Origin of the sequence: Pectobacterium odoriferum (assembly GCF_009931295.1) — a bacterium.
GTDB lineage: Bacteria > Pseudomonadota > Gammaproteobacteria > Enterobacterales > Enterobacteriaceae > Pectobacterium > Pectobacterium odoriferum.
Genome location: NZ_CP034938.1, coordinates 924,465 through 941,711 on the forward strand (window position 1 = coordinate 924,465; position 17,247 = coordinate 941,711).

Below are 17,247 nucleotides of genomic sequence, written 5' to 3' on the forward strand. Positions count from 1 at the left end.
AACGACAGACGCTCAGCGATGATGTTGAGCGCATTTTCGTGCGTGGGGCTAGGTGAATTGCTGGCGCGTCAGTTTTTCGGTTTCAACTTCATGCATTTTTTGCAGTTGGTTACGTCTGTTAAACCTAATATGTAAGTCGAGTCAAGTGAATATTGGCGAATCTAGCTTTTCCTAAAAAAGGCGTGACTTGTGCAAGATTTATCCTACTGTGTACGCATACTGTATTTTATGCGCGAATGATAAGCAGATGTTGTTATGAAAAAACCTGCGTACTACAAAGAAGGCGTTCCTTATGATGTCAGAGGACAAGTTATTACTGCCCTTTCCGGTGGTAGCACTCAGGCTCCGCTGGTCACTGACTTGGGGGGCGGAAAGTTCCAGTTTGCATCACAGGGAAAAGCCTGTTACCTGATGAGCCTCAGTGTACTGGGCTCCGTGTGGGTGATGGACAGGAACGACGGATACGGTGTGGCGGCTTGTTTTGCTACAGAGGATGAGAAGAGGGCGGCAGTGAGTCTGCTAAGCGGGTTACTGCCGGCTCCGAAGTATACGCCTGAATTGCTTGAGGCGGCGATGCGGCTGCTGGGTAGGCCGGATGTCATGGCGCTGAACAGTGGGCGATGGGGGATGCAGTTTGCGGTGGCGGGTAGAGGCGTGATGCTGCTGGGGGAAAAGGCTGTCAGTGTACTGAAAGTGGCGATTAGCCGAGCGGTGACGTTGCTGACGGCCAGTACGGCGGGACCAATGGTGGCGGCGGCCTCGACGTTACTGTTTTCTGCTGCGGCAGGCCAAGGCAGCGACAGAGTACCAGGGCGTGACCGGGAGGCGATGCTTGCGCTGAATGCGAAGTTGCTGAGCCAGAATGGGGTAAAAATCGCGCCAGGTTCAACAAGCGTGGATTTGCCAGTGCGGGGTTCGCTGGTTTACCGTAATGGTCAACTGGCGCTGGAATTGCTGAAAACGGGCGATGGGGTGCCAAAAGCGGTGCGGGTGTTGGTGGCAGAGCGTGACGAGGCCACCGGTCTGGACCGTATCAGGGTGCCGTCCGTTGCGGGTGAACCGGAGCGTACTATTCTGATTAATCCGGTGGCACCTCCTGCCAAGTCATCCAGTACAGGCAATGATGAGCCAGCGCCAGTCACACCGAAACACACGGGGACGGATATTACCCCAGTGGAAAGCATCACGGTGACCACGACACCGGTCGATGACCACAAAGGGCTACAGGATTTTATCTACTGGCGTCCGGATGCAGACGGGACCGGTGTGGAGCCAGTGTATGTGGTGTTGAGTAATCTGGGTGGTAATGCGGCAAAAGGGACGACGAGTACTGCCATATTAACTTCAGAAATGGAAACTAAGATTTTAGCAGGGCATCGTATTAGTGGCTCCAATAAGATAATTGGTGGGCATTCTCCAAATATTAATGATGCAAATCCAAATTACGCTGTACAAGTTATGGCAACAAACCCTGATGGTACAAAATTAATAAAATATACAACGAAATTTACTGACGGAAATCTAGCTAAGATAAAAACTAGTACTGTTTTTCCTGATAGCTGGTCTGATGCAAATATTATAGATTCAATTCGCAAGGTTGGAGACTCCTCTGCTATTGGTCAGCGGCTTTCAACGGGTGAAACTCTGCATCGAGGAACTATTAATGGGGTGGAGATCGATGTAATAATAAAAGGCAATGAAATAACAGCAGGATACCCTGTAGGCGGCAAACCAACCCCGGGATTTGGTCCTGTAAAATGAAAAGGATATAAGGTATGTATAATGTATTTAATTCTTGTATATCAGACTTTAGTCATGAGGGTGACTCTGAAGATTATTGGTATGATTGTGCCATAGTTGACTCCATTGAAATGCTTAATCAATTTAGTGATGATGATTGGCAGTTATTGATTCGTGAATTAGAAAATAAACCAGTGCTCTGGCAAAAAAGGCTTGTTGAATGTTTGGGGGGGGGCATAATTCATATCATCTTAAAATAATTTTAGAGCTAATCAATACGGAAGATGAAGATTTATTTATTGCTTGCATTGATACGTTGAGAAGTCTGAATTTATCAGATCTGAGTCTGGAGACTAAAGAACAATTTCTGACCAGAGCTAAATTATTAATGATGAAATCTAAACCTCCTGTAAAAAAGGTACTGGAAGAATTTATAAATAAAATCCCATCCTAAATAGAAAAGAAAACCCCAACTCATATGTTGAACTGGGGTTTTTCTTTATTCGTTAGTCAGTCACAGGTCGAATAACCAGTTGCCCCTGCTCCACAGCGACAATAACCAGTGTATCGCTCCCAAACCCCGCAGCTTCCAGCCAGTTCCTAGATGGCTTGCAGTCTGTTGTTGCGGGATACGGCGATGCAGGTGCAGGATATCACTACGCTGAGTCGTGACGTTGAGCACGCGAACAACGCGCTCAGCCCGATCTTTAACAAAGAGAAAGAGCAAAAACGCCTGAAACAGGCGCAGCTGATTGGTGAAATCGGCGCGCAGGTGATGGATATCGTACGTACAGCAGTCAGTCAGCGCCCTCTCAACGCTGGCGGCCGGCCTTGCAGGCAATAGCACGGCGTCTGCTGCCAGCGGCGCGCAGTCTGGGCGCAATGCGGTGGAGAATAATGCGCTGTCGTTGGCGCTGAAAGTCTGTGGAGTCGCTGCATCATGCCGTAACAAGGTTGCAGAGCAGTTACTGGAGATCGGTGCCAAGGCAGGTATTGTGGGTCTCGCTGGAGCGGCTCTCAAGGACGTGGCAGATAAGATAACGTCCGATGAACTGGATCATCTAATTATGTTACAGATGATGGGCACCAACGAGATCACTGAGAAGTATCTCAATTCGCTTCAGGATAAATATGCACCGGATGCAGCTTCGAACCCGAATATAGGCAAGGATCTGACGGATGAGCAGAAGAAAGAACTGGGTGGAACGGGTTCAGGTACGCCGGGCGGTTGGGGGCCAGAGGATGAGCAAAGTGCGCGAGATAAAGAACTAAGCACTTCGGATAAAAGGTCTATTAAATCTCTGGAAGAGCAAATCAGAGCTCATGAAGAAAAATTAGCTGCGTATAAGCACAACCCCGATGCGTTTGATAATCAATGCCATCTTCAGAATGCCCCGAGCGATGCGGTTAGACAAAGGATAATCGAAGGAAGAATTCGTCATCTTGAAAATGAGATTAAGACGCTTAATAAGAATATAAATGAAATAAAAATGGTAAGGGTTAAATATGCATGTGGATCTTGATTTACTCGAAAAGGCAATAAGTGACATATTTAGTGAAATGAAGAAAAAGGGTATGAGTAGCATTCCTTTAACAGCAGATTTTTATTGGAATATACCCTCGGAGTTTATATATGACCCTTATAATGAGCCAAATCAACTAGATATAGGTCAACTAGAGGATGATTATGACACGCTACGTCAAGCTCAGAATGCGAACAAACTGATGGGTTATAACTTAAAAAATATATCTGCAATAATGCGTTATATATCAGAAAAATACCCATCCTAGATAACAAAAGAACCCGGCCACCTGCGCCGGGGTTTTTTTACCTGTCAGCCAGCCCTCAGCCCCACTTCCTCGCAGATGGCCGTTTAGCTGAAATTACCTCGATAAACTCAAGGATCTGTTGTTGCTTGCGGCCCGAGAGCTTACAGACCTTCTTCAGTGTCTGCATAATCTCCGGCTCTGGCGACGGTGCCAGAAGTGGTTCTTGTGCGGTGAGCACCAGGCTGCCCTGCATCACGCGGATCTTCAGTGGTGTAACGGTTGTAAACCCCGCATCTTCCAGCCAGTAGCCCTTCAGCGTAATAGTTGGTGCGGGTTCGTGAGTCTGCCAGTCGCGAATGTAACCCACGGTATAACGGCGGGTTTTTAGTTCTGCGGCTTTATCGTGTTGGTCAACTGGCGCTGGAACTGCTGAAAACGGGCGATGGGGTGCCAAAAGCGGTACGGGTGTTGATGGCAGAGCGTGACGAGGCCACCGGTCTGAACCGTATCAGGGTGCCGTCCGTTGCGGGTGAACCGGAGCGTACTATTCTGATTAATCCGGTGGCACCTCCTGCCAAGTCATCCAGTACAGGCAATGATGAGCCAGCGCCAGTCACACCGAAACACACGGGGACGGATATTACCCCAGTGGAAAGCATCACGGTGACCACGACACCGGTCGATGACCACAAAGGGCTACAGGATTTTATCTACTGGAGTCCGGATGCGGCAGGGACCGGTGTGGAGCCGGTGTATGTGGTGTTGAGTAATCTGGGTGGTAATGCGGAAAAAGGGACGACAACAAATAGCAACCTCGTTTCAGATGCTAGTAAACAGTTAGATCTGTACGTCGAATCGTTGGCAGGAAGTAAATATAAACCTGCTACCGCTATAGGCGCTGTAGATCCTATCACTGGTAAAATAGTGACTACATCAAATGGAGCTATTCCAACTACAATAGCTCCTGAATTGCAATCCTATGCAGATAAGCTTGGCGGTTTAGGAGTAAAAACTGCGTGCGGTAATACCTTAGGTCGTTGTGCCGAATTTAGGGCCGCTAATGAATTGCTTCTGAGCAACCCCAACTTAAAACTTAAAGATATTCAGTTCACTCCGGCTGTTCGCCCGAGAACAGGTGAGGTTGTTCCTCGTTGTGAAAATTGTACCAATATGTTTGGAGCAGAATAATGGAAATGGATGAAGAGTTTCTTGAGTCCAATGATTTAGATTGGTTTTCAGCTTATCAGGATGGCTATATTGCTCACTTTGCAACTGGTGGGAAAGGTATAGTCCCTGAATCGGTGAAGAGTTCGACAGAAAATTATGAAGTAATTTATGATTACTTTTATGCTTTTGATAAAACATCTGAAATTGAGATTGTTGGCGACAACTTACCCAGTTTTTCAAATGAGGCTCAACGTAATAGGTATTTAAAATCGTTTATTGATATGGCTGAACGAGGACTTTTTAGTCATGATGTTAAAGATGATGGTACTTATAAGTTGATCGCTAGGCCGAATAAAGGAATAAGCTATAGCAATCTCCCTGATGTGATAAAGAATATTCTTCATGTGTTACCAGATAATGTTTTATCTTCAGATGCAGAAATAACAACTCTTGAATAGTAAAATATCCTGCCCTTGTGGCGGGATATTTATTTTTATCAGTTGTTCATTCCACTATCACAGGTCTTATAGTCAACTGCCCTCGCTCCACAGCGACAATAACCGGGCTTTGTTGAATAAATCAGACTCAGGGCGAATGTCTCTGTAGCCGACTGGGTTTTCAGGCAATGCGCACGCTTTCAGGCATACCCGCCTTCGTCATTTTGTTTAACGCCCGCACCATGGCCAAAGCCTCTGCTACCTGGCCATCGTAATCACGCAGCGTCAGTGAACCACCCAACAACTGTTTTATCCTGTACATCGCCGTTTCCGCTATCGAGCGACGGTTGTAATCTGTTGCCCATTTCCACCGCGCATTGCTTCCGCTCAGACGCTGATTCGCTACTGCACGATGACGATCTCTGTACTCTCCGGGCCAGTAACCTGCGCCTTTTCTCGGCGGGATGAGAGCACTGATTTTCTTACGCCGCAGTTCATCGTGACATAACCGGGTGTCGTAAGCACCATCTACAGCGGCTGACCTGATTTTTCGGTGGGTCTGCCGGATTAATCCGGGGAAAGCCTCTGAGTCCGTGACGTTGTTTAGCGACAGGTCGGCACAGATGACCTCATGTGTTTTGCTGTCAACGGCCAGATGCAGCTTTCGCCAGATACGACGGCGCTCTTTGCCGTGTTTTTTGACTTTCCACTCGCCTTCACCGAAGACCTTAAGCCCGGTGGAATCAATCACCAGATGGGCAATTTCACCCCAGGTGGGCGTTTTGAAACTGACATGAACCGACTTTGCCCGCTTACTGACACTGGTGTAATCCGGACAACGCAACGGAACGTTCATCATGGCAAAAATAGAATCAATAAAACCCTGCGCAGCCCGCAGGGTCAGCCGGAATAGACGTTTAATCACCAGGACAGTCGTGATGGCAAGATCTGAATAGCGCTGAGGTCTTCCGCGGGATGAAGGCGTTGCTGACTCATACCAGGCCTGAATCGCCTCATCGTCCAGCCATAAAGTGAGGGAGCCACGGTTGATGAGGGCTTTGTTGTAGGTCTTCCAGTTGGTGATTCTGAACTTTTGCTTTGTCACGGAAACGGTCTGTGTTGTCGGGAAAGTGCGTGATCTGATCCTTCAACTCAGCAAAAGTTCGATTTATTCAACAAAGCCAAATTGATGGTGAAATTTTCGACAACTATGCTCCAAGTTCTGGAAATATTAGAAATATATGGAGAGAAGTAGAGAAAAAGGTTGAAAAAGGGCAAACAAATAGTGTTGTTATTAATCTAGCGGATACAAAGGCAAGTGTTAGTGATTTACAGAAACAATTTAGTGATTGGCCTGTTAAAGGATTGGATAGAATTATTGTTATAGATCAATCAGGTAAGCCAATAAAAATCAAGTAGGAGAATGGGATGGCAATTGATATCACATGTTATACCAAGTTAGGTGTTGAGTCATTGCAGCCTAAACTAGATGTCATTAAGTTAAATTATGGTTATTTATTTGAGCAGTCATATCTTATGTATGCTGCTGATGAAGTGTTAACTCATGAACAATTAAAATTTATTGAGGATCGAGTTGACAAATATAAAAAGGAAACAGATCTACTAATAGCGGAAGAGTTTGGCCTTGAAGAACCGAAGTCATATTTTATGATATCAGTCAATGATAAATCCTTCCCTGAGTTGAACACTTCTGAAGTAGCAGATATGCTCAGGAAAGAGTTAGGGGAGGAAAATATTATTGTGCTTTTAAATGGTGAAGATCTAATCTAGATCTTGTTATAAATCCCGGCCAGTTGGCCGGGATGTTTACTTTTTACGCTTTGAAAACATCCACTTCCCGCAGTTGCAACCTGAGCACACTAGGCGCAGCGGTCACCTCAAATTGTTCCGCGTTGGTAATGCCGGATTCGGTGATCCAATCTCCGGCGATAATCACCTCGTCGTTCTCCCGTACCCAATCTGCGCCCAAATCTTGCCGCTGTTGGCTGGCTTCGCACAATGTGTTCTTGGTGGCCGCATCGGTGACTGGGGTGATCCACAGCCCATCTGGCCGGAGCGTGAGCTGCAAGGGTGTGCTGGGAGTAAAACCCAGACCGGGAAAAACAGGCAGCCTAAATAAACCGGGGGTGCCAACTACCTTGACACTTACCGAAGGTTAGAAAATGTATTTCAATCCCAAATCAATGAACGTTGTTATTCTCAAAGAGGATGGAAATTTCTTGTCTGGATGGAAAATCAATCCTGATGCCGACAATGGTCGAATTTATTTACAAACAGGTGACTTATGAATAAATTGGCAATAATAGCGCTAGCTAAGGGCTTTTTAAATCAGAAAACCACTGCTTTAAAATTTTCTGAGGATATATGTATTGAAAGAAGAGCTCTATACGGGGTGAAAGACCAACCTAAAGATATTTTGAATTGCGGAGAGGAGTTATTCATGGTTGCAGAGCTTTATAATCCTGACACCGATCGTGCGGATTATGAACTCGACGAAGTGGGATTGCGAAAGGAAGTCAAAGCCACATTGGAGAAATTCAATCTTCTTTGACATTTTTGAGACCCTGTACATCATTCTGTGTCATTGCGACGGTTATGGTGGCGTACTCTCTTGCTGGGCAAGGAGATTGTCGATCATCCACAGCCCCGCTGGGCCGGGTGGGTGGGGTTTGGACCAGACAACGTCCACGTCAATCCACTGTGGCCAGCCCGCGACAGGCAGCTCCACCAGTTTCCGCTGGTCATATTGCGCCACCAGCCAGCGTGGCAGAATGCTCCAGCCGTGCCCCTGCTGCGCCATTTCCAACAGCATCAGGTAGGACGGCGCAGACCAGACGATCCCTTCCGGTTGCAGCCGAACGCTGCGTTTATAGGTATTGAGATAGAGCTGACGGATTGTCGCCAACTGGCTGCGCGTTACGGTTTTTTCCGTTGCGAGCGGGTGCGCTGCCGACACAAAGATGGCCATTTCGGTCTTAACCTGCAAACGCGCGGCGGCAATGTCGGGCGGGTAATCCGTTTGGGCGCGTAGTAACCCGACATGCGCACGGTTCATTTGCAGCAGGTCGATCACGTCATCACCTTCCGCAATCAGGCATTCAAATTCAATATCGGGAAAGTGATGGGCGAAACGCTGAAGCACGGGTTCGTAGTGGGTTGCTTGCCAGATATCAGACAACACAAACGTCAGGCGGGGTTCGATGTGGTCGGCCAGACGGATCGCCAGCTCATCCAACTCTTCGCTGGCGGATAAGATCGCCTGTACGTGGGAAAGCACTTTTCTGCCCGCCAGCGTGAGCACAGGCTGGTGACCGGAGCGATCAAACAGCATCAGCCCCAGATCGGCTTCCAGATTAGCGATGGCCGCGCTGATGGTGGACTGGCTTTTATGCAATCGTCGGGCGGCGGCGGAAAACGAGCCCGCATCAACGGTGGTAACAAAAGCCAGCAGGGATTCTGGTGAATATCGCATTGTTATCTATACCCTAAATAATTCGAATTCAGGACAATATGACAGATGTATCGGTTTTATCGATGGAATCTAACTGTACTCTACCACCTTATACGATGAAAATAAGGCTGTAATACGATGCCATCCATGGTCATGGCGAAAATTGACCAGTAACTCGCAATAAATAAAGTGAATGTGCTATGCAGAACAAAACCAGTAAAACCTTACGTGAGCGTGTGTACCATGCGGTGGGCTTTGAGCTCATCGCGTTGACGATCTGTGCGCCAGCGGGTGCCTGGCTGCTGAATAAGCCGCTCTTCGATATGGGCGCACTGGCAATTATGCTCTCCAGCGTCGCGATGATCTGGAATATGATCTACAACTCGATATTCGATCGCCTATGGCCGGCGGATCGCGTTAAGCGTCGGTTACCGATTCGTATTGCTCACGCGCTGGGGTTTGAAGGCGGTTTTATCCTGATTGGTCTGCCGCTGGCGGCGTGGATGCTGAACGTCACGCTGTGGCAGGCGCTGATGGTGGAGATCGGCTTCTTCCTGTTCTTCCTGCCGTACACCGTGGTGTATAACTGGGCCTACGATACACTGCGGGAACGGATTGTGAACCGCCGCGACGTTCAGCAGGTATCGGCCAGTTCTCGTCTGCGCTAATTCGTCTACGTTACTTGTCTGTGTTAACTCTGCGCGTTACCGGTGTGTCAGCTTAAAGCTCTGATACGCCGGTAGCTCAAGCGCTCGTCACAAATACCATGAGGTAAGCATAGGGTAAAGTTCTCGGTGTGGCGCTGTCTGATGGCGACAATCGCCGATCTATTCGAACTGGCTGGCTCAGCGGGTATGACATACTGTTATCATCGTTGCCATCACAATGAATTTTTTGTTTTTTATTCATTTATTTTGCTCCCTCTTCGATTGTGCACAAAGCGTTGCTCCCATACAGGCAGCGGTAATTGCCAGTATGCCGCTACATTGAGCAAGGCTGAGTTTTTCGCCTAATATAAAAAATCCAGATAACGCACTGACAGCGGGCGATGCGCTCATCAGAATTCCAAAGGTGTTGCTGGATAAGCGGCGCAGCGCATAAATATCCAGTAAAAACGGTAGTGCACTCGACATAATGGCAATTAAAAAACCGAGCATGAAAATATCGGGAATTAAAAGTGCAAAACCGCCCTGGTAAATACCGATGGGTACGATAAAAAGCGACGCAAAGACTGTGCCAGCTGCAACGCCACGACTACCAAATTCTGCCGCCTTGCCACCAACCCGGACATAAATTCCCCAGCAAAAAGCAGCGGCGATGACGTAGGCAATTCCGCGTGGATCGAGGGGGCCGTTCTGACCGCCTAGCGGCAGTAGTAGAAGTCCAATAAGAGCAAAGCCGATCCATGCCAAATCTGATTTTTGGCGTGAGGCTAGCACTGCGACGGTGAGTGGCCCCAATACTTCAATTGAAATGGCAATGCCCACGGGAATGTATTGGAATGACATATAGATGAGGATGTTCATTGCCCCCATCATCACGCCGTAGGTGGCGAGGGTACTCCACCCCTTTTTGTCAGTCCGTAATGTCCAAGGTTTAAATACAACAGTGAGCAACAGCATGGCGATACCCACTCTTAGTGCCGACATGCCAAGTGGCCCCACCACGGAAAAGGCGCTTTTGGCAAAAGCCGCGCCAGTCTGGATCGAAATAAGCGAAACAAAAACCGCCAGTAGCGGCAGGTGAGTAGATTTATTCATTATGGTGTCGCTATTTTTAGCTAAAAAAGAAATAAAGCGGCACATACGCAAAAAAAACGTCTATCGTTTTTGCCGCCATCATAGGGATCGTTAATGCGTAAATTTTACCAATGACAGGGTGAGGGATGTGTGCAAACATCTTCATGGAAACCATTAAAATTGGCGTAAAGCGGCAAATTAGATTTTTTTTTGAAGGAAACGGCCAAGCATGAAACTAGACGCTATCGATCGCCGCATCCTTGCGGCCTTGGTCAACAATGGCAGAATGACGACGGCAGAGGTGGCAGAACGCATCGGGCTTTCGCCTACACCCTGTGGAAGACGTATACGGCAGATGGAAATGGCTGGGGTGATCGAAGGGTATTCCGTAAAGCTGAATCCCGGTGCACTTGGTCTGGGAATTTGCGTTCTCATTTCGGTTAAATTGTCACGTCCAAACCCCGAAGCGCATCGCGAGTTTGTGAACGCGGTAACAGGCATGAAGGAAGTAACCGAATGCATGCTTGTGACTGGAGAGAGTGATTACATGCTGAGGGTATGGGTAAAGGATATGGACACGCTGGCGGACTTTGTCCCTACCGTGCTTCAGGGGATACCCTGTGTCGCAGAAACCTCCACGACCCTCGTGATGAAACATATTGGCGGAACGCCGCTGATTCCCTAGTGATATGAGCGAAAACCCAATAAAACGTGCGCGGTAGGCATAAATTTATAAGGGGATACTTTCATCCCCCACTGTGGAGACTAACGATGCACGGCTTCAGATTGCGTATTCACCCAAGGATTCGCCAGTGTGAATTTTGATTTATTTGCCGACGAAGCGCCGCGTCGCTGGACGGAAACGTTGGCACCGAGTGCGGTCATCCTGCGCGGTCGCGCCTATGACGATGCCCCAGCGTTGCTTGCGGCGCTGAATGCCGTCACTGCGCGTGCGCCGTTGCGGAATATGGTCACGCCGGGCGGCTTTGTGATGTCGGTGGCGATGAGCAACTGCGGGCCGCTTGGCTGGGTGACGGATGAACGCGGCTATCGCTACACCGCACAGGATCCATTAAGCGGAGAGCCGTGGCCTGCCATGCCTGAGGCTTTTTCTCAATTGGCGAAGCAGGCGGCGAGCGAAGCTGGTTTTGCTGATTTTGAACCGGATGCCTGCCTGATCAACCGCTATGATGTCGGCACGCGCATGTCTCTGCATCAGGATAAAAACGAGCGGGATTTCCGTCAGCCTATCGTGTCTGTCTCGCTGGGGCTTAGCGCGACGTTCCTGTTTGGCGGCATGGCACGTAGCGATAAAGCACAGCGTGTTCCGTTAACACACGGTGATGTAGTGGTTTGGGGCGGTGAATCTCGGCTCTATTTCCACGGCATTCTGCCGTTGAAAAGCGGCAGCGTGCCGGAAGGGATGTCTGACGAATGCCGTTTTAATCTGACATTTCGTAAAGCGGGATAAGAGGAATGACCAGCCTGCATGGAGCAATACAGGCTGCTTTAGATAATGCTGGTCATTTAAGCCCGAACACAAGGGGAGGTTCCCGTAGGGAGGCCTCACCCCTGTGGTCGCCCGTGTATCTCGATGCTCAAACGATCGACATCAGGCTTAAGGGCAGAGCTTATTTCTTGCTGAACTTCATATAATCAAGCGCACTTTCTGCTGCGATACGACCCGAGTTGAGCGCAAAGCCAAATGTGCCGCCGCCTAACAGCAGGTCATAGGTGTCGCCATACATGCCAGCAGCATCATTACCCGTGACGTACAGACCCGGAATGACCTCGCCGGATTTATCTATCGCCTGCATTTTCTCGTCAATCTTCACGCCGCCGAGTGTACCCAGCGCGGCGGGCTGCATTCTCACCGCATAGAACGGGCCGGTTTTTACCGGGCGCAGGTAATCCATGTTTTTGTTGAACACCTCATCCCGCTTTTGCGTCGCAAATTTGTTATTTTCTTCCAGCGTATTCTTCAGCACGCTGGCATCAACGCCCATCTCTTTCGCCAGCCCGTCAATGGTGGCGGATTTGAAGACGAAGCCGCGATTTTTCTGACTTTCCTTGGTAAATTCGCTATCAAATTTAGTCAGCTTGGTATTGGCGATCACCCATTCACCAATCGGCACATCAATGCCGTCTTCGACGTAATGCTTACGGGATGTTTCGTCAAAAATGGAGTACATGATGCCGCCCGCTTTGGACAGCGCATTGCCGGAATGTGGCCAGATGATGACGTTGGATTCATCGGTAAAGCGACGGCCGTGTTGGTCAACCCACAGATAGGGCTGACGCGCGGCGGCCAGCAGGTGAGAGTTCGGGGCGTAGTCTGGCAGGCCGGGGCGATAGGCTTGCAGGAGACCCAAACCGTCCGGCTTGGCACCGGCTTTCCAGGCCATATTAATGCCGTCGCCGTCTTTACCGACGTTACCCACCATAATGGTATCGGGGAAGGCGGCGTATTTTTGCAGCATCTCTTTGTTGTTGGCATAGCCGCCAGTCGCGATGATGACGGCCTTGGCGTCGATCTGGACGGTGTTGCCTTCGCTATCTTGTGCGATGACGCCTGTGACTTTGCCGTCTTTCACGACCAGATCTTTACCCGCCGTCTTCACCAGCGTCGTGACATCCATCGTTTTAAACTGCTCGTGGAATGTCTTAATCAGGTGGCGTCCGTGGCCGGGGCCGTCGATCACATGCCAGGTCAGCATGCCGCCAGGGCCGCCGGGGCCGATGTATTCAAACTTGATGCCTTTCGATTTCACCCACTCAATGGTGTCCGCTGAACGGTTGACGAAGGCGCGTACCACGAAGGGATTGGCCATCCAATGGCTGTACTCCATGATGGTCTTAAAGGCCATATCCGGCGTGACCACAATCCCCTGACGTTTCTGCATGCTGCTGTTGGCGGCGAAGATGCCTTCGGCAAAGTTACCCGTACCGCCAACTATCGGTTGTTTTTCCAATAAGACGATTTTCGCCCCTTTTTCTGCGGCGGCCATCGTGGCCGACGTGCCTGCCGCACCCGCGCCGATAATAACGATATCCGCGCTTTTCGGGATTTCCGGTTTTGCCGCGTCCGCCGCCTGTGCGGTAGACCAGCTCATCATCGAGAGGCAGAGCGTCGCGAGTACACTTTTTCTGAAGCGTTTCATGATGTTTTCCTTAATGTTATTAGTATTCTTACCACACGGTATTAATTCGCCTTAGCCTGCGAGTACGCGTCTTCTGCGGCTTCTTGCACCGCGCCACTGGTCATCGTGGCACCGGACACGCCATCAACCTGGATGCTCTGCTTTTCGGTCATGGCTTTTGCGAGTTCTATGGCGGCTTCCCCGCCGACTTCAGGTGTCTCTTCCGGGGCATCAATTGTCGATTTGAGGACTTTCCCCTGCGCATCGATATCAAGCGTGACGGTGACATCGCCGCCGATACCCTGTCTGGCAGCGGAGTAGGTGCCAGCTTTAAAATTCCCTTCTTGTGCGACCGCGGTTCCCATTGTGAATAACAGGCAGAGTGGAAGGATTCCTAAGCAGATTTTCATATTAATAGTTCCAGTAGTTTTTGAATGAATACGGTGAATAGCCACGTTATTTCCCATAAATAAAGCTATCTCCCATGAATAAAGTGATAACCGTCGTCGTTATTGAGGGGCTTGAATATCAGGCAGCAAAGGGGTAAACCAATACCGAGTAATAAAAACAACAGGCTGAAAGGGTTAAGGTTGAAGAGGATTTCAAACTGAGAAAGAAAACGTAATATCGGAAATGTCAGCGTCATACTGAGCATCACGGAAAGTAATTGGCTAATGGTTAGCAGATTATTACCGCTGTGGTACGTGCTGTTATTTAGGTTGCTAAACGCCAACGTGCTTTCTGCTGAATATAAGGTCGAAATCAGTACGCCTAACATCATGGCGATGATGCCGATGAGCAGCATCGATTTCTCTTGCACGGCAAGACTCAAGGCGAGGATACACAGCGACGTTACGCTGGTTGTCAGCATCAATAGCCGACGGTAGCCAATACGCTTGACCAATGGCTCGAACAGCAGTTTTGACAGTAGTGCACCGCTGGAAAAAAGCAGCAGAATCAGGCTGGTTTCCGCAGGTTTACAGGCCAGCGTCGTTTGCAGCATTAATGAAAGTACGACGGGCGTTGACGCCAATAGCGTTCGCGTCGCGATGCCGCCAATTACGCCGACAGAAAAGGTTCTGATGCCAAATAAGGCGCGAGGAAATAATGCGGTATCTGCAATGAGATGCTGTCGGTAGTAAATAAACACCAAGCCTAGCGTGCTGCAAGACAGGAATAACATGACGAACGTTGGCAATATATTTTTCGTGGCGGTGGTTAACATGAAGGCCACGAGAAATAACATCAAAATGGGAAAAACGACCTCATAGGCACCCGTTTGGGTTGTCTCTTTTATGGCAGCAACAGGAATATATCTGGTTGCCAGAAAAAAGCAGAGTAAAGCCAGCGGGATATTCACGAGGAAAATAGCCTGCCACGAGAGAAAACTAACCAGAATATTGCCGAAAACGGGGCCGATCAGGGTACCGAATAACCCCAACAAGGTCACCCGATTCAGGAAGCGTAATTTCAGCTTCTGCGGCGTGGTGCGCAAGATGACGGTTCTGATGATAGGCAGCATGAGCGCACCGCCGATGCCTTGAATAAAGCGGAACACGCTTAAGCTGCCGAGTGTGGTTGCCGTCATGCACAGCAGCGAGCCGAGCGTGAAAATGGCAATCGCAATCTGGTAGGTTTTCCTTTCCCCAAGTCGTCCTGCCAGCCAGCTATTGGCCGGCGTAAACGCAACGACCGTGACGACGTAGGAAATCACGATCGTTTCCATATGCAATACGGGCTGGTGCAGCGATTGCGCGATGGCGGGAATGGCGACATACACCATGGTGGTATCCAGGGATTGCATGAAAAAGGTGGCAGAAGCAATCCAGAATAAGACCCATGACGAATTCATTCAGGCCACCGTCATTTGTCCGGCATAAAGCACGAACAGTCGTAGTAGGAACACGCCGAACAGGCTCATGACGGCTAACGTAATCAACTGGCCTTTGCTGGCGTGGGAAGAGGGCTTGCGTACTCGGTTGGCAATGGCGGGAATCACAATACCGATGCCGATAATGCCGATCCAGAATACGCCGCCCCAGAAACCCGACAGTGCGGTTTGTGCGGCGACAACCTTTTGCCCGCCGCCAAGCAGCAGCCCAACAAAAAACGCTAGCAGCAGGAACAGTTCGGCATATACCACAGGGGTTTCCATGCGGTGAATGAAATGCAGGGAGCGTGAATTCCCTTGCGTATTACGGCCCCACGCGCTGGCCAGCAGCATGACGGCAATACCGGAGGTGGTGCCGGATACCAGAAACAGCACGGGCAGAACGGGGTTATTCAACAGCGGGAACGATTTCAGCGCGGACAGTAGAAAGCCGGTATAGCAGCCGAGCAGGACTGCCAGCACCAGCAACACGTTTTCAATCACCGCCGCCTTTTTGACGATCATCGCCGTCAACTTACGCGCTCGCGCAGACAGTGCGGGCTGGTGCCAGACGGTCTCAAGCTGCGTCAGCCACCCATCATGATAAAGCGTGATGAGCCATAACAGCATCACGACGAAATACACCTGAAAGAGCATCACACCAAGCGACATGATGGAGGTCGGGTTGTAAAAGACCATCAAATACCAAAAGGTAAAGGGTTTGGTCAGGTGTAAAATCAGAATTCCCAGCCCGAGGATCACGGCGAGCGGTGCGACGATAGCCGTGGCTTTGATGACGCGATTACTGCCGTGATATTCGGTAGGAACGTAGTGCCTGATGAGCAGAGACAGCGACACCATTCCCGCCGAAATACCAACCAGAAGAAGATAAACGGCGATGGGCCAATCCCATACCAGCGTGTCGAACGTGAAGGCATTATGCATTGTCGATGGCTCCTCGTTTCCCTGGAATACGATAGAGTTGGGGTTCGGTGCCCAGATAAACCTTGGAGCGGTAGGTCGCATTGCTCTCGATCATCTTGGCAATGTTGCTTTCAGGATCGTTGAGATCGCCAAATACCAACGCTTTGGTGGGGCAGATTTCGACGCAGGCAGGCTGTTTCCCGGCGGCCAGATTGGTTTCCCGGCAAAAATTGCATTTGTCCGCCGTTTTCGTGACGGGATTGATGAAACGCACATGGTAAGGACAGGCGGCAATACAGTAGCGGCAGCCCACGCAGCGTTTATCGTTCACATCAACAATGCCGGTGAGCGCGTCTTTGAAGGAGGCTCCGGTCGGGCAGACGGCAACACAGGGCGGATTCTCACAGTGCTGGCAGGACTTACGGAAAAATTGCTTGATGGCGCGCGTTTTCTCGACGGCAGGAATGTCGACGGTTTGCAGTATGTCCAGCCGGGTTACGCCATCAGGAACGCTATTCGTCTCTTTGCAGGCCTTGATACAGGCTTTGCATCCAATACAACGCATTTCGTTATGTAATAAGCCATATTTAATGGCTACTTTACCCGGCGTTTTTTCTGGCTCATTTTGCGCTTGTACGAGACCGATATGCCCACTAACGGCAATCGCACTTCCCATATAGGCAATAAAACGACGGCGAGATAAATCTTCCATATTATAAATCTTCACATTGGGGTGATAGCCGCGCGAGCGCTAGATATTATTAATCCAGCAATAGCGTTAACATTTCGCAGTGTGGCGCTAATTGGGAGTAATGCTTCATTATTACGATGAAAATAATAACTAGGCCACGTTGTTATTATGGTTTTATTGGAACATGGGGATTAAAGGTTAAGTGTGCGGTTGGTCACGTTTATTTTTTTGTATAACCGTATATAACAAATACCGATTTGTTATAAATGTCATTTTTGTTGTGCTATTTATTTAGAA

The 17,247-nt window shown here is 49.3% G+C and carries 23 protein-coding genes and 2 pseudogenes; 14 read left to right on the plus strand and 11 right to left on the minus strand.

All coding sequences use genetic code 11. The features are described from left to right. Window positions 1-255 precede the first annotated feature (255 nt). Window positions 256-1,761, plus strand: a complete 1,506-nt coding sequence (locus EO763_RS23365) for an S-type pyocin domain-containing protein (protein WP_208851982.1) — start codon at window positions 256-258, stop codon at window positions 1,759-1,761. Between the two features lie 14 nt (window positions 1,762-1,775). Next, window positions 1,776-2,000 (plus strand): hypothetical protein, encoded by a 225-nt coding sequence (locus EO763_RS23230; RefSeq protein ID WP_167521822.1) that lies wholly within the window; start codon window positions 1,776-1,778, stop codon window positions 1,998-2,000. A 246-nt stretch (window positions 2,001-2,246) separates the two neighbouring features. On the opposite strand, the gene EO763_RS23855 is transcribed toward EO763_RS23230, so the two are convergent. After that, on the minus strand, window positions 2,247-2,333 hold the full coding sequence (locus EO763_RS23855; protein WP_161530333.1) for a type I toxin-antitoxin system SymE family toxin: 87 nt from the start codon (window positions 2,331-2,333) through the stop codon (window positions 2,247-2,249). Between the two features lie 11 nt (window positions 2,334-2,344). Here EO763_RS23855 and EO763_RS23860 point away from each other — a divergent pair, with 11 nt between their 5' ends. The 4 genes and pseudogenes from EO763_RS23860 to EO763_RS04135 all read left to right on the plus strand — a co-directional run bounded on the left by EO763_RS23860 (window position 2,345) and on the right by EO763_RS04135 (window position 3,531). After that, entirely contained in the window at window positions 2,345-2,584 is a 240-nt protein-coding gene (locus EO763_RS23860) for a hypothetical protein (RefSeq protein WP_244322052.1), read from the plus strand. Further along, a pseudogene (locus tag EO763_RS24005) lies at window positions 2,532-2,660 on the plus strand (VENN motif pre-toxin domain-containing protein); the annotation flags it as partial. The gene EO763_RS23860 and the pseudogene EO763_RS24005, both read left to right, overlap by 53 nt. Then, window positions 2,649-3,263, plus strand: a complete 615-nt coding sequence (locus EO763_RS23865) for a hypothetical protein (RefSeq protein ID WP_482811984.1) — start codon at window positions 2,649-2,651, stop codon at window positions 3,261-3,263. The pseudogene EO763_RS24005 and the gene EO763_RS23865, both read left to right, overlap by 12 nt. Next, window positions 3,247-3,531: a hypothetical protein gene (locus EO763_RS04135; protein ID WP_161528175.1), complete on the plus strand. Its 285-nt coding sequence runs from the start codon at window positions 3,247-3,249 to the stop codon at window positions 3,529-3,531. The genes EO763_RS23865 and EO763_RS04135 overlap by 17 nt, the downstream gene beginning before the upstream one ends. Window positions 3,532-3,586: 55 nt before the next feature. Here the strand turns inward: EO763_RS04135 and EO763_RS04140 are convergent, their stop codons facing one another. Next, on the minus strand, window positions 3,587-3,964 hold the full coding sequence (locus EO763_RS04140) for a SymE family type I addiction module toxin (protein WP_244322054.1): 378 nt from the start codon (window positions 3,962-3,964) through the stop codon (window positions 3,587-3,589). Here EO763_RS04140 and EO763_RS23370 point away from each other — a divergent pair. Together EO763_RS23370 and EO763_RS04155 are read left to right on the plus strand one after the other, a co-directional pair. Then, complete coding sequence (locus tag EO763_RS23370) at window positions 3,958-4,698, plus strand: S-type pyocin domain-containing protein (protein ID WP_244322055.1); 741 nt, start codon at window positions 3,958-3,960, stop codon at window positions 4,696-4,698. The two genes, EO763_RS04140 and EO763_RS23370, sit on opposite strands and share 7 nt — an antisense overlap. Further along, window positions 4,698-5,135 carry a hypothetical protein gene (locus EO763_RS04155; RefSeq protein WP_161528177.1) on the plus strand — a complete coding sequence of 146 codons (438 nt, stop codon included), beginning with the start codon at window positions 4,698-4,700 and terminating at the stop codon, window positions 5,133-5,135. Before EO763_RS23370 ends, EO763_RS04155 begins: the two co-directional genes overlap by 1 nt. Before the next feature lie 160 nt (window positions 5,136-5,295). On the opposite strand, the pseudogene EO763_RS04160 reads toward EO763_RS04155, so the two are convergent. After that, window positions 5,296-6,265 (minus strand): annotated as a pseudogene (locus tag EO763_RS04160) (IS5 family transposase). An 88-nt stretch (window positions 6,266-6,353) separates the two neighbouring features. Here EO763_RS04160 and EO763_RS23870 point away from each other — a divergent pair. Beyond that, on the plus strand, window positions 6,354-6,533 hold the full coding sequence (locus EO763_RS23870; protein ID WP_425281361.1) for a CdiA C-terminal domain-containing protein: 180 nt from the start codon (window positions 6,354-6,356) through the stop codon (window positions 6,531-6,533). 9 nt (window positions 6,534-6,542) lie between these two features. Then, window positions 6,543-6,905: a hypothetical protein gene (locus tag EO763_RS04170; protein ID WP_161528179.1), complete on the plus strand. Its 363-nt coding sequence runs from the start codon at window positions 6,543-6,545 to the stop codon at window positions 6,903-6,905. Between the two features lie 43 nt (window positions 6,906-6,948). Here EO763_RS04170 and EO763_RS04175 read toward each other — a convergent pair whose 3' ends face one another. After that, window positions 6,949-7,227: a hypothetical protein gene (locus tag EO763_RS04175; protein WP_161530336.1), complete on the minus strand. Its 279-nt coding sequence runs from the start codon at window positions 7,225-7,227 to the stop codon at window positions 6,949-6,951. A 192-nt stretch (window positions 7,228-7,419) separates the two neighbouring features. Between EO763_RS04175 and EO763_RS04180 the strand changes: the two genes are divergently transcribed. Next, window positions 7,420-7,686 (plus strand): colicin immunity domain-containing protein, encoded by a 267-nt coding sequence (locus tag EO763_RS04180; protein ID WP_161528180.1) that lies wholly within the window; start codon window positions 7,420-7,422, stop codon window positions 7,684-7,686. Between the two features lie 42 nt (window positions 7,687-7,728). On the opposite strand, the gene EO763_RS04185 is transcribed toward EO763_RS04180, so the two are convergent. Then, complete coding sequence (locus EO763_RS04185) at window positions 7,729-8,607, minus strand: LysR family transcriptional regulator (protein ID WP_161528181.1); 879 nt, start codon at window positions 8,605-8,607, stop codon at window positions 7,729-7,731. A 179-nt stretch (window positions 8,608-8,786) separates the two neighbouring features. Here EO763_RS04185 and EO763_RS04190 point away from each other — a divergent pair, with 179 nt between their 5' ends. After that, the gene (locus EO763_RS04190) at window positions 8,787-9,254 is read left to right on the plus strand and encodes a multidrug/biocide efflux PACE transporter (protein ID WP_161528182.1); all 468 of its coding nucleotides are present in this window, start codon (window positions 8,787-8,789) and stop codon (window positions 9,252-9,254) included. 237 nt (window positions 9,255-9,491) lie between these two features. Here EO763_RS04190 and EO763_RS04200 read toward each other — a convergent pair whose 3' ends face one another. Next, entirely contained in the window at window positions 9,492-10,346 is an 855-nt protein-coding gene (locus EO763_RS04200) for an EamA family transporter (protein ID WP_161528183.1), read from the minus strand. 208 nt (window positions 10,347-10,554) lie between these two features. Between EO763_RS04200 and EO763_RS04205 the strand changes: the two genes are divergently transcribed. Next, complete coding sequence (locus EO763_RS04205; protein ID WP_039494072.1) at window positions 10,555-11,010, plus strand: Lrp/AsnC family transcriptional regulator; 456 nt, start codon at window positions 10,555-10,557, stop codon at window positions 11,008-11,010. 129 nt (window positions 11,011-11,139) lie between these two features. After that, complete coding sequence (alkB, locus tag EO763_RS04210) at window positions 11,140-11,796, plus strand: DNA oxidative demethylase AlkB (protein ID WP_161528184.1); 657 nt, start codon at window positions 11,140-11,142, stop codon at window positions 11,794-11,796. Between the two features lie 160 nt (window positions 11,797-11,956). On the opposite strand, the gene EO763_RS04215 is transcribed toward alkB, so the two are convergent. From EO763_RS04215 to EO763_RS04235, 5 genes are all read right to left on the minus strand, one after another. Beyond that, window positions 11,957-13,486, minus strand: a complete 1,530-nt coding sequence (locus tag EO763_RS04215) for an FAD-dependent oxidoreductase (protein ID WP_010305892.1) — start codon at window positions 13,484-13,486, stop codon at window positions 11,957-11,959. Window positions 13,487-13,527: 41 nt separating this feature from the next. After that, window positions 13,528-13,875, minus strand: a complete 348-nt coding sequence (locus EO763_RS04220) for an FMN-binding protein (protein ID WP_161528185.1) — start codon at window positions 13,873-13,875, stop codon at window positions 13,528-13,530. A gap of 65 nt (window positions 13,876-13,940) precedes the next feature. Next, window positions 13,941-15,317 (minus strand): MFS transporter, encoded by a 1,377-nt coding sequence (locus tag EO763_RS04225; protein ID WP_161528186.1) that lies wholly within the window; start codon window positions 15,315-15,317, stop codon window positions 13,941-13,943. Further along, window positions 15,318-16,280, minus strand: a complete 963-nt coding sequence (gene nrfD, locus EO763_RS04230) for a cytochrome c nitrite reductase subunit NrfD (RefSeq protein WP_161528187.1) — start codon at window positions 16,278-16,280, stop codon at window positions 15,318-15,320. Further along, entirely contained in the window at window positions 16,273-16,971 is a 699-nt protein-coding gene (locus EO763_RS04235) for a 4Fe-4S dicluster domain-containing protein (protein ID WP_161528188.1), read from the minus strand. The genes nrfD and EO763_RS04235 overlap by 8 nt, the downstream gene beginning before the upstream one ends. Between the last annotated feature and the right edge of the window lie 276 nt (window positions 16,972-17,247).

Coding starts and splice junctions, on each gene's coding strand:
- EO763_RS04135 (WP_161528175.1), top strand. CDS start 3,247: ATGCATGTGGATCTTGATTTACTCGAAAAGGCAATAAGTGACATATTT.
- EO763_RS04220 (WP_161528185.1), bottom strand. CDS start 13,875: ATGAAAATCTGCTTAGGAATCCTTCCACTCTGCCTGTTATTCACAATG.
- EO763_RS23230 (WP_167521822.1), top strand. CDS start 1,776: ATGTATAATGTATTTAATTCTTGTATATCAGACTTTAGTCATGAGGGT.
- EO763_RS04180 (WP_161528180.1), top strand. CDS start 7,420: ATGAATAAATTGGCAATAATAGCGCTAGCTAAGGGCTTTTTAAATCAG.
- EO763_RS04190 (WP_161528182.1), top strand. CDS start 8,787: ATGCAGAACAAAACCAGTAAAACCTTACGTGAGCGTGTGTACCATGCG.
- EO763_RS04200 (WP_161528183.1), bottom strand. CDS start 10,346: ATGAATAAATCTACTCACCTGCCGCTACTGGCGGTTTTTGTTTCGCTT.
- EO763_RS04185 (WP_161528181.1), bottom strand. CDS start 8,607: ATGCGATATTCACCAGAATCCCTGCTGGCTTTTGTTACCACCGTTGAT.
- EO763_RS04205 (WP_039494072.1), top strand. CDS start 10,555: ATGAAACTAGACGCTATCGATCGCCGCATCCTTGCGGCCTTGGTCAAC.
- EO763_RS04215 (WP_010305892.1), bottom strand. CDS start 13,486: ATGAAACGCTTCAGAAAAAGTGTACTCGCGACGCTCTGCCTCTCGATG.
- nrfD (WP_161528187.1), bottom strand. CDS start 16,280: ATGCATAATGCCTTCACGTTCGACACGCTGGTATGGGATTGGCCCATC.
- EO763_RS04225 (WP_161528186.1), bottom strand. CDS start 15,317: ATGAATTCGTCATGGGTCTTATTCTGGATTGCTTCTGCCACCTTTTTC.
- EO763_RS23365 (WP_208851982.1), top strand. CDS start 256: ATGAAAAAACCTGCGTACTACAAAGAAGGCGTTCCTTATGATGTCAGA.
- EO763_RS04235 (WP_161528188.1), bottom strand. CDS start 16,971: ATGGAAGATTTATCTCGCCGTCGTTTTATTGCCTATATGGGAAGTGCG.
- EO763_RS23860 (WP_244322052.1), top strand. CDS start 2,345: ATGGCTTGCAGTCTGTTGTTGCGGGATACGGCGATGCAGGTGCAGGAT.
- EO763_RS04170 (WP_161528179.1), top strand. CDS start 6,543: ATGGCAATTGATATCACATGTTATACCAAGTTAGGTGTTGAGTCATTG.
- EO763_RS04155 (WP_161528177.1), top strand. CDS start 4,698: ATGGAAATGGATGAAGAGTTTCTTGAGTCCAATGATTTAGATTGGTTT.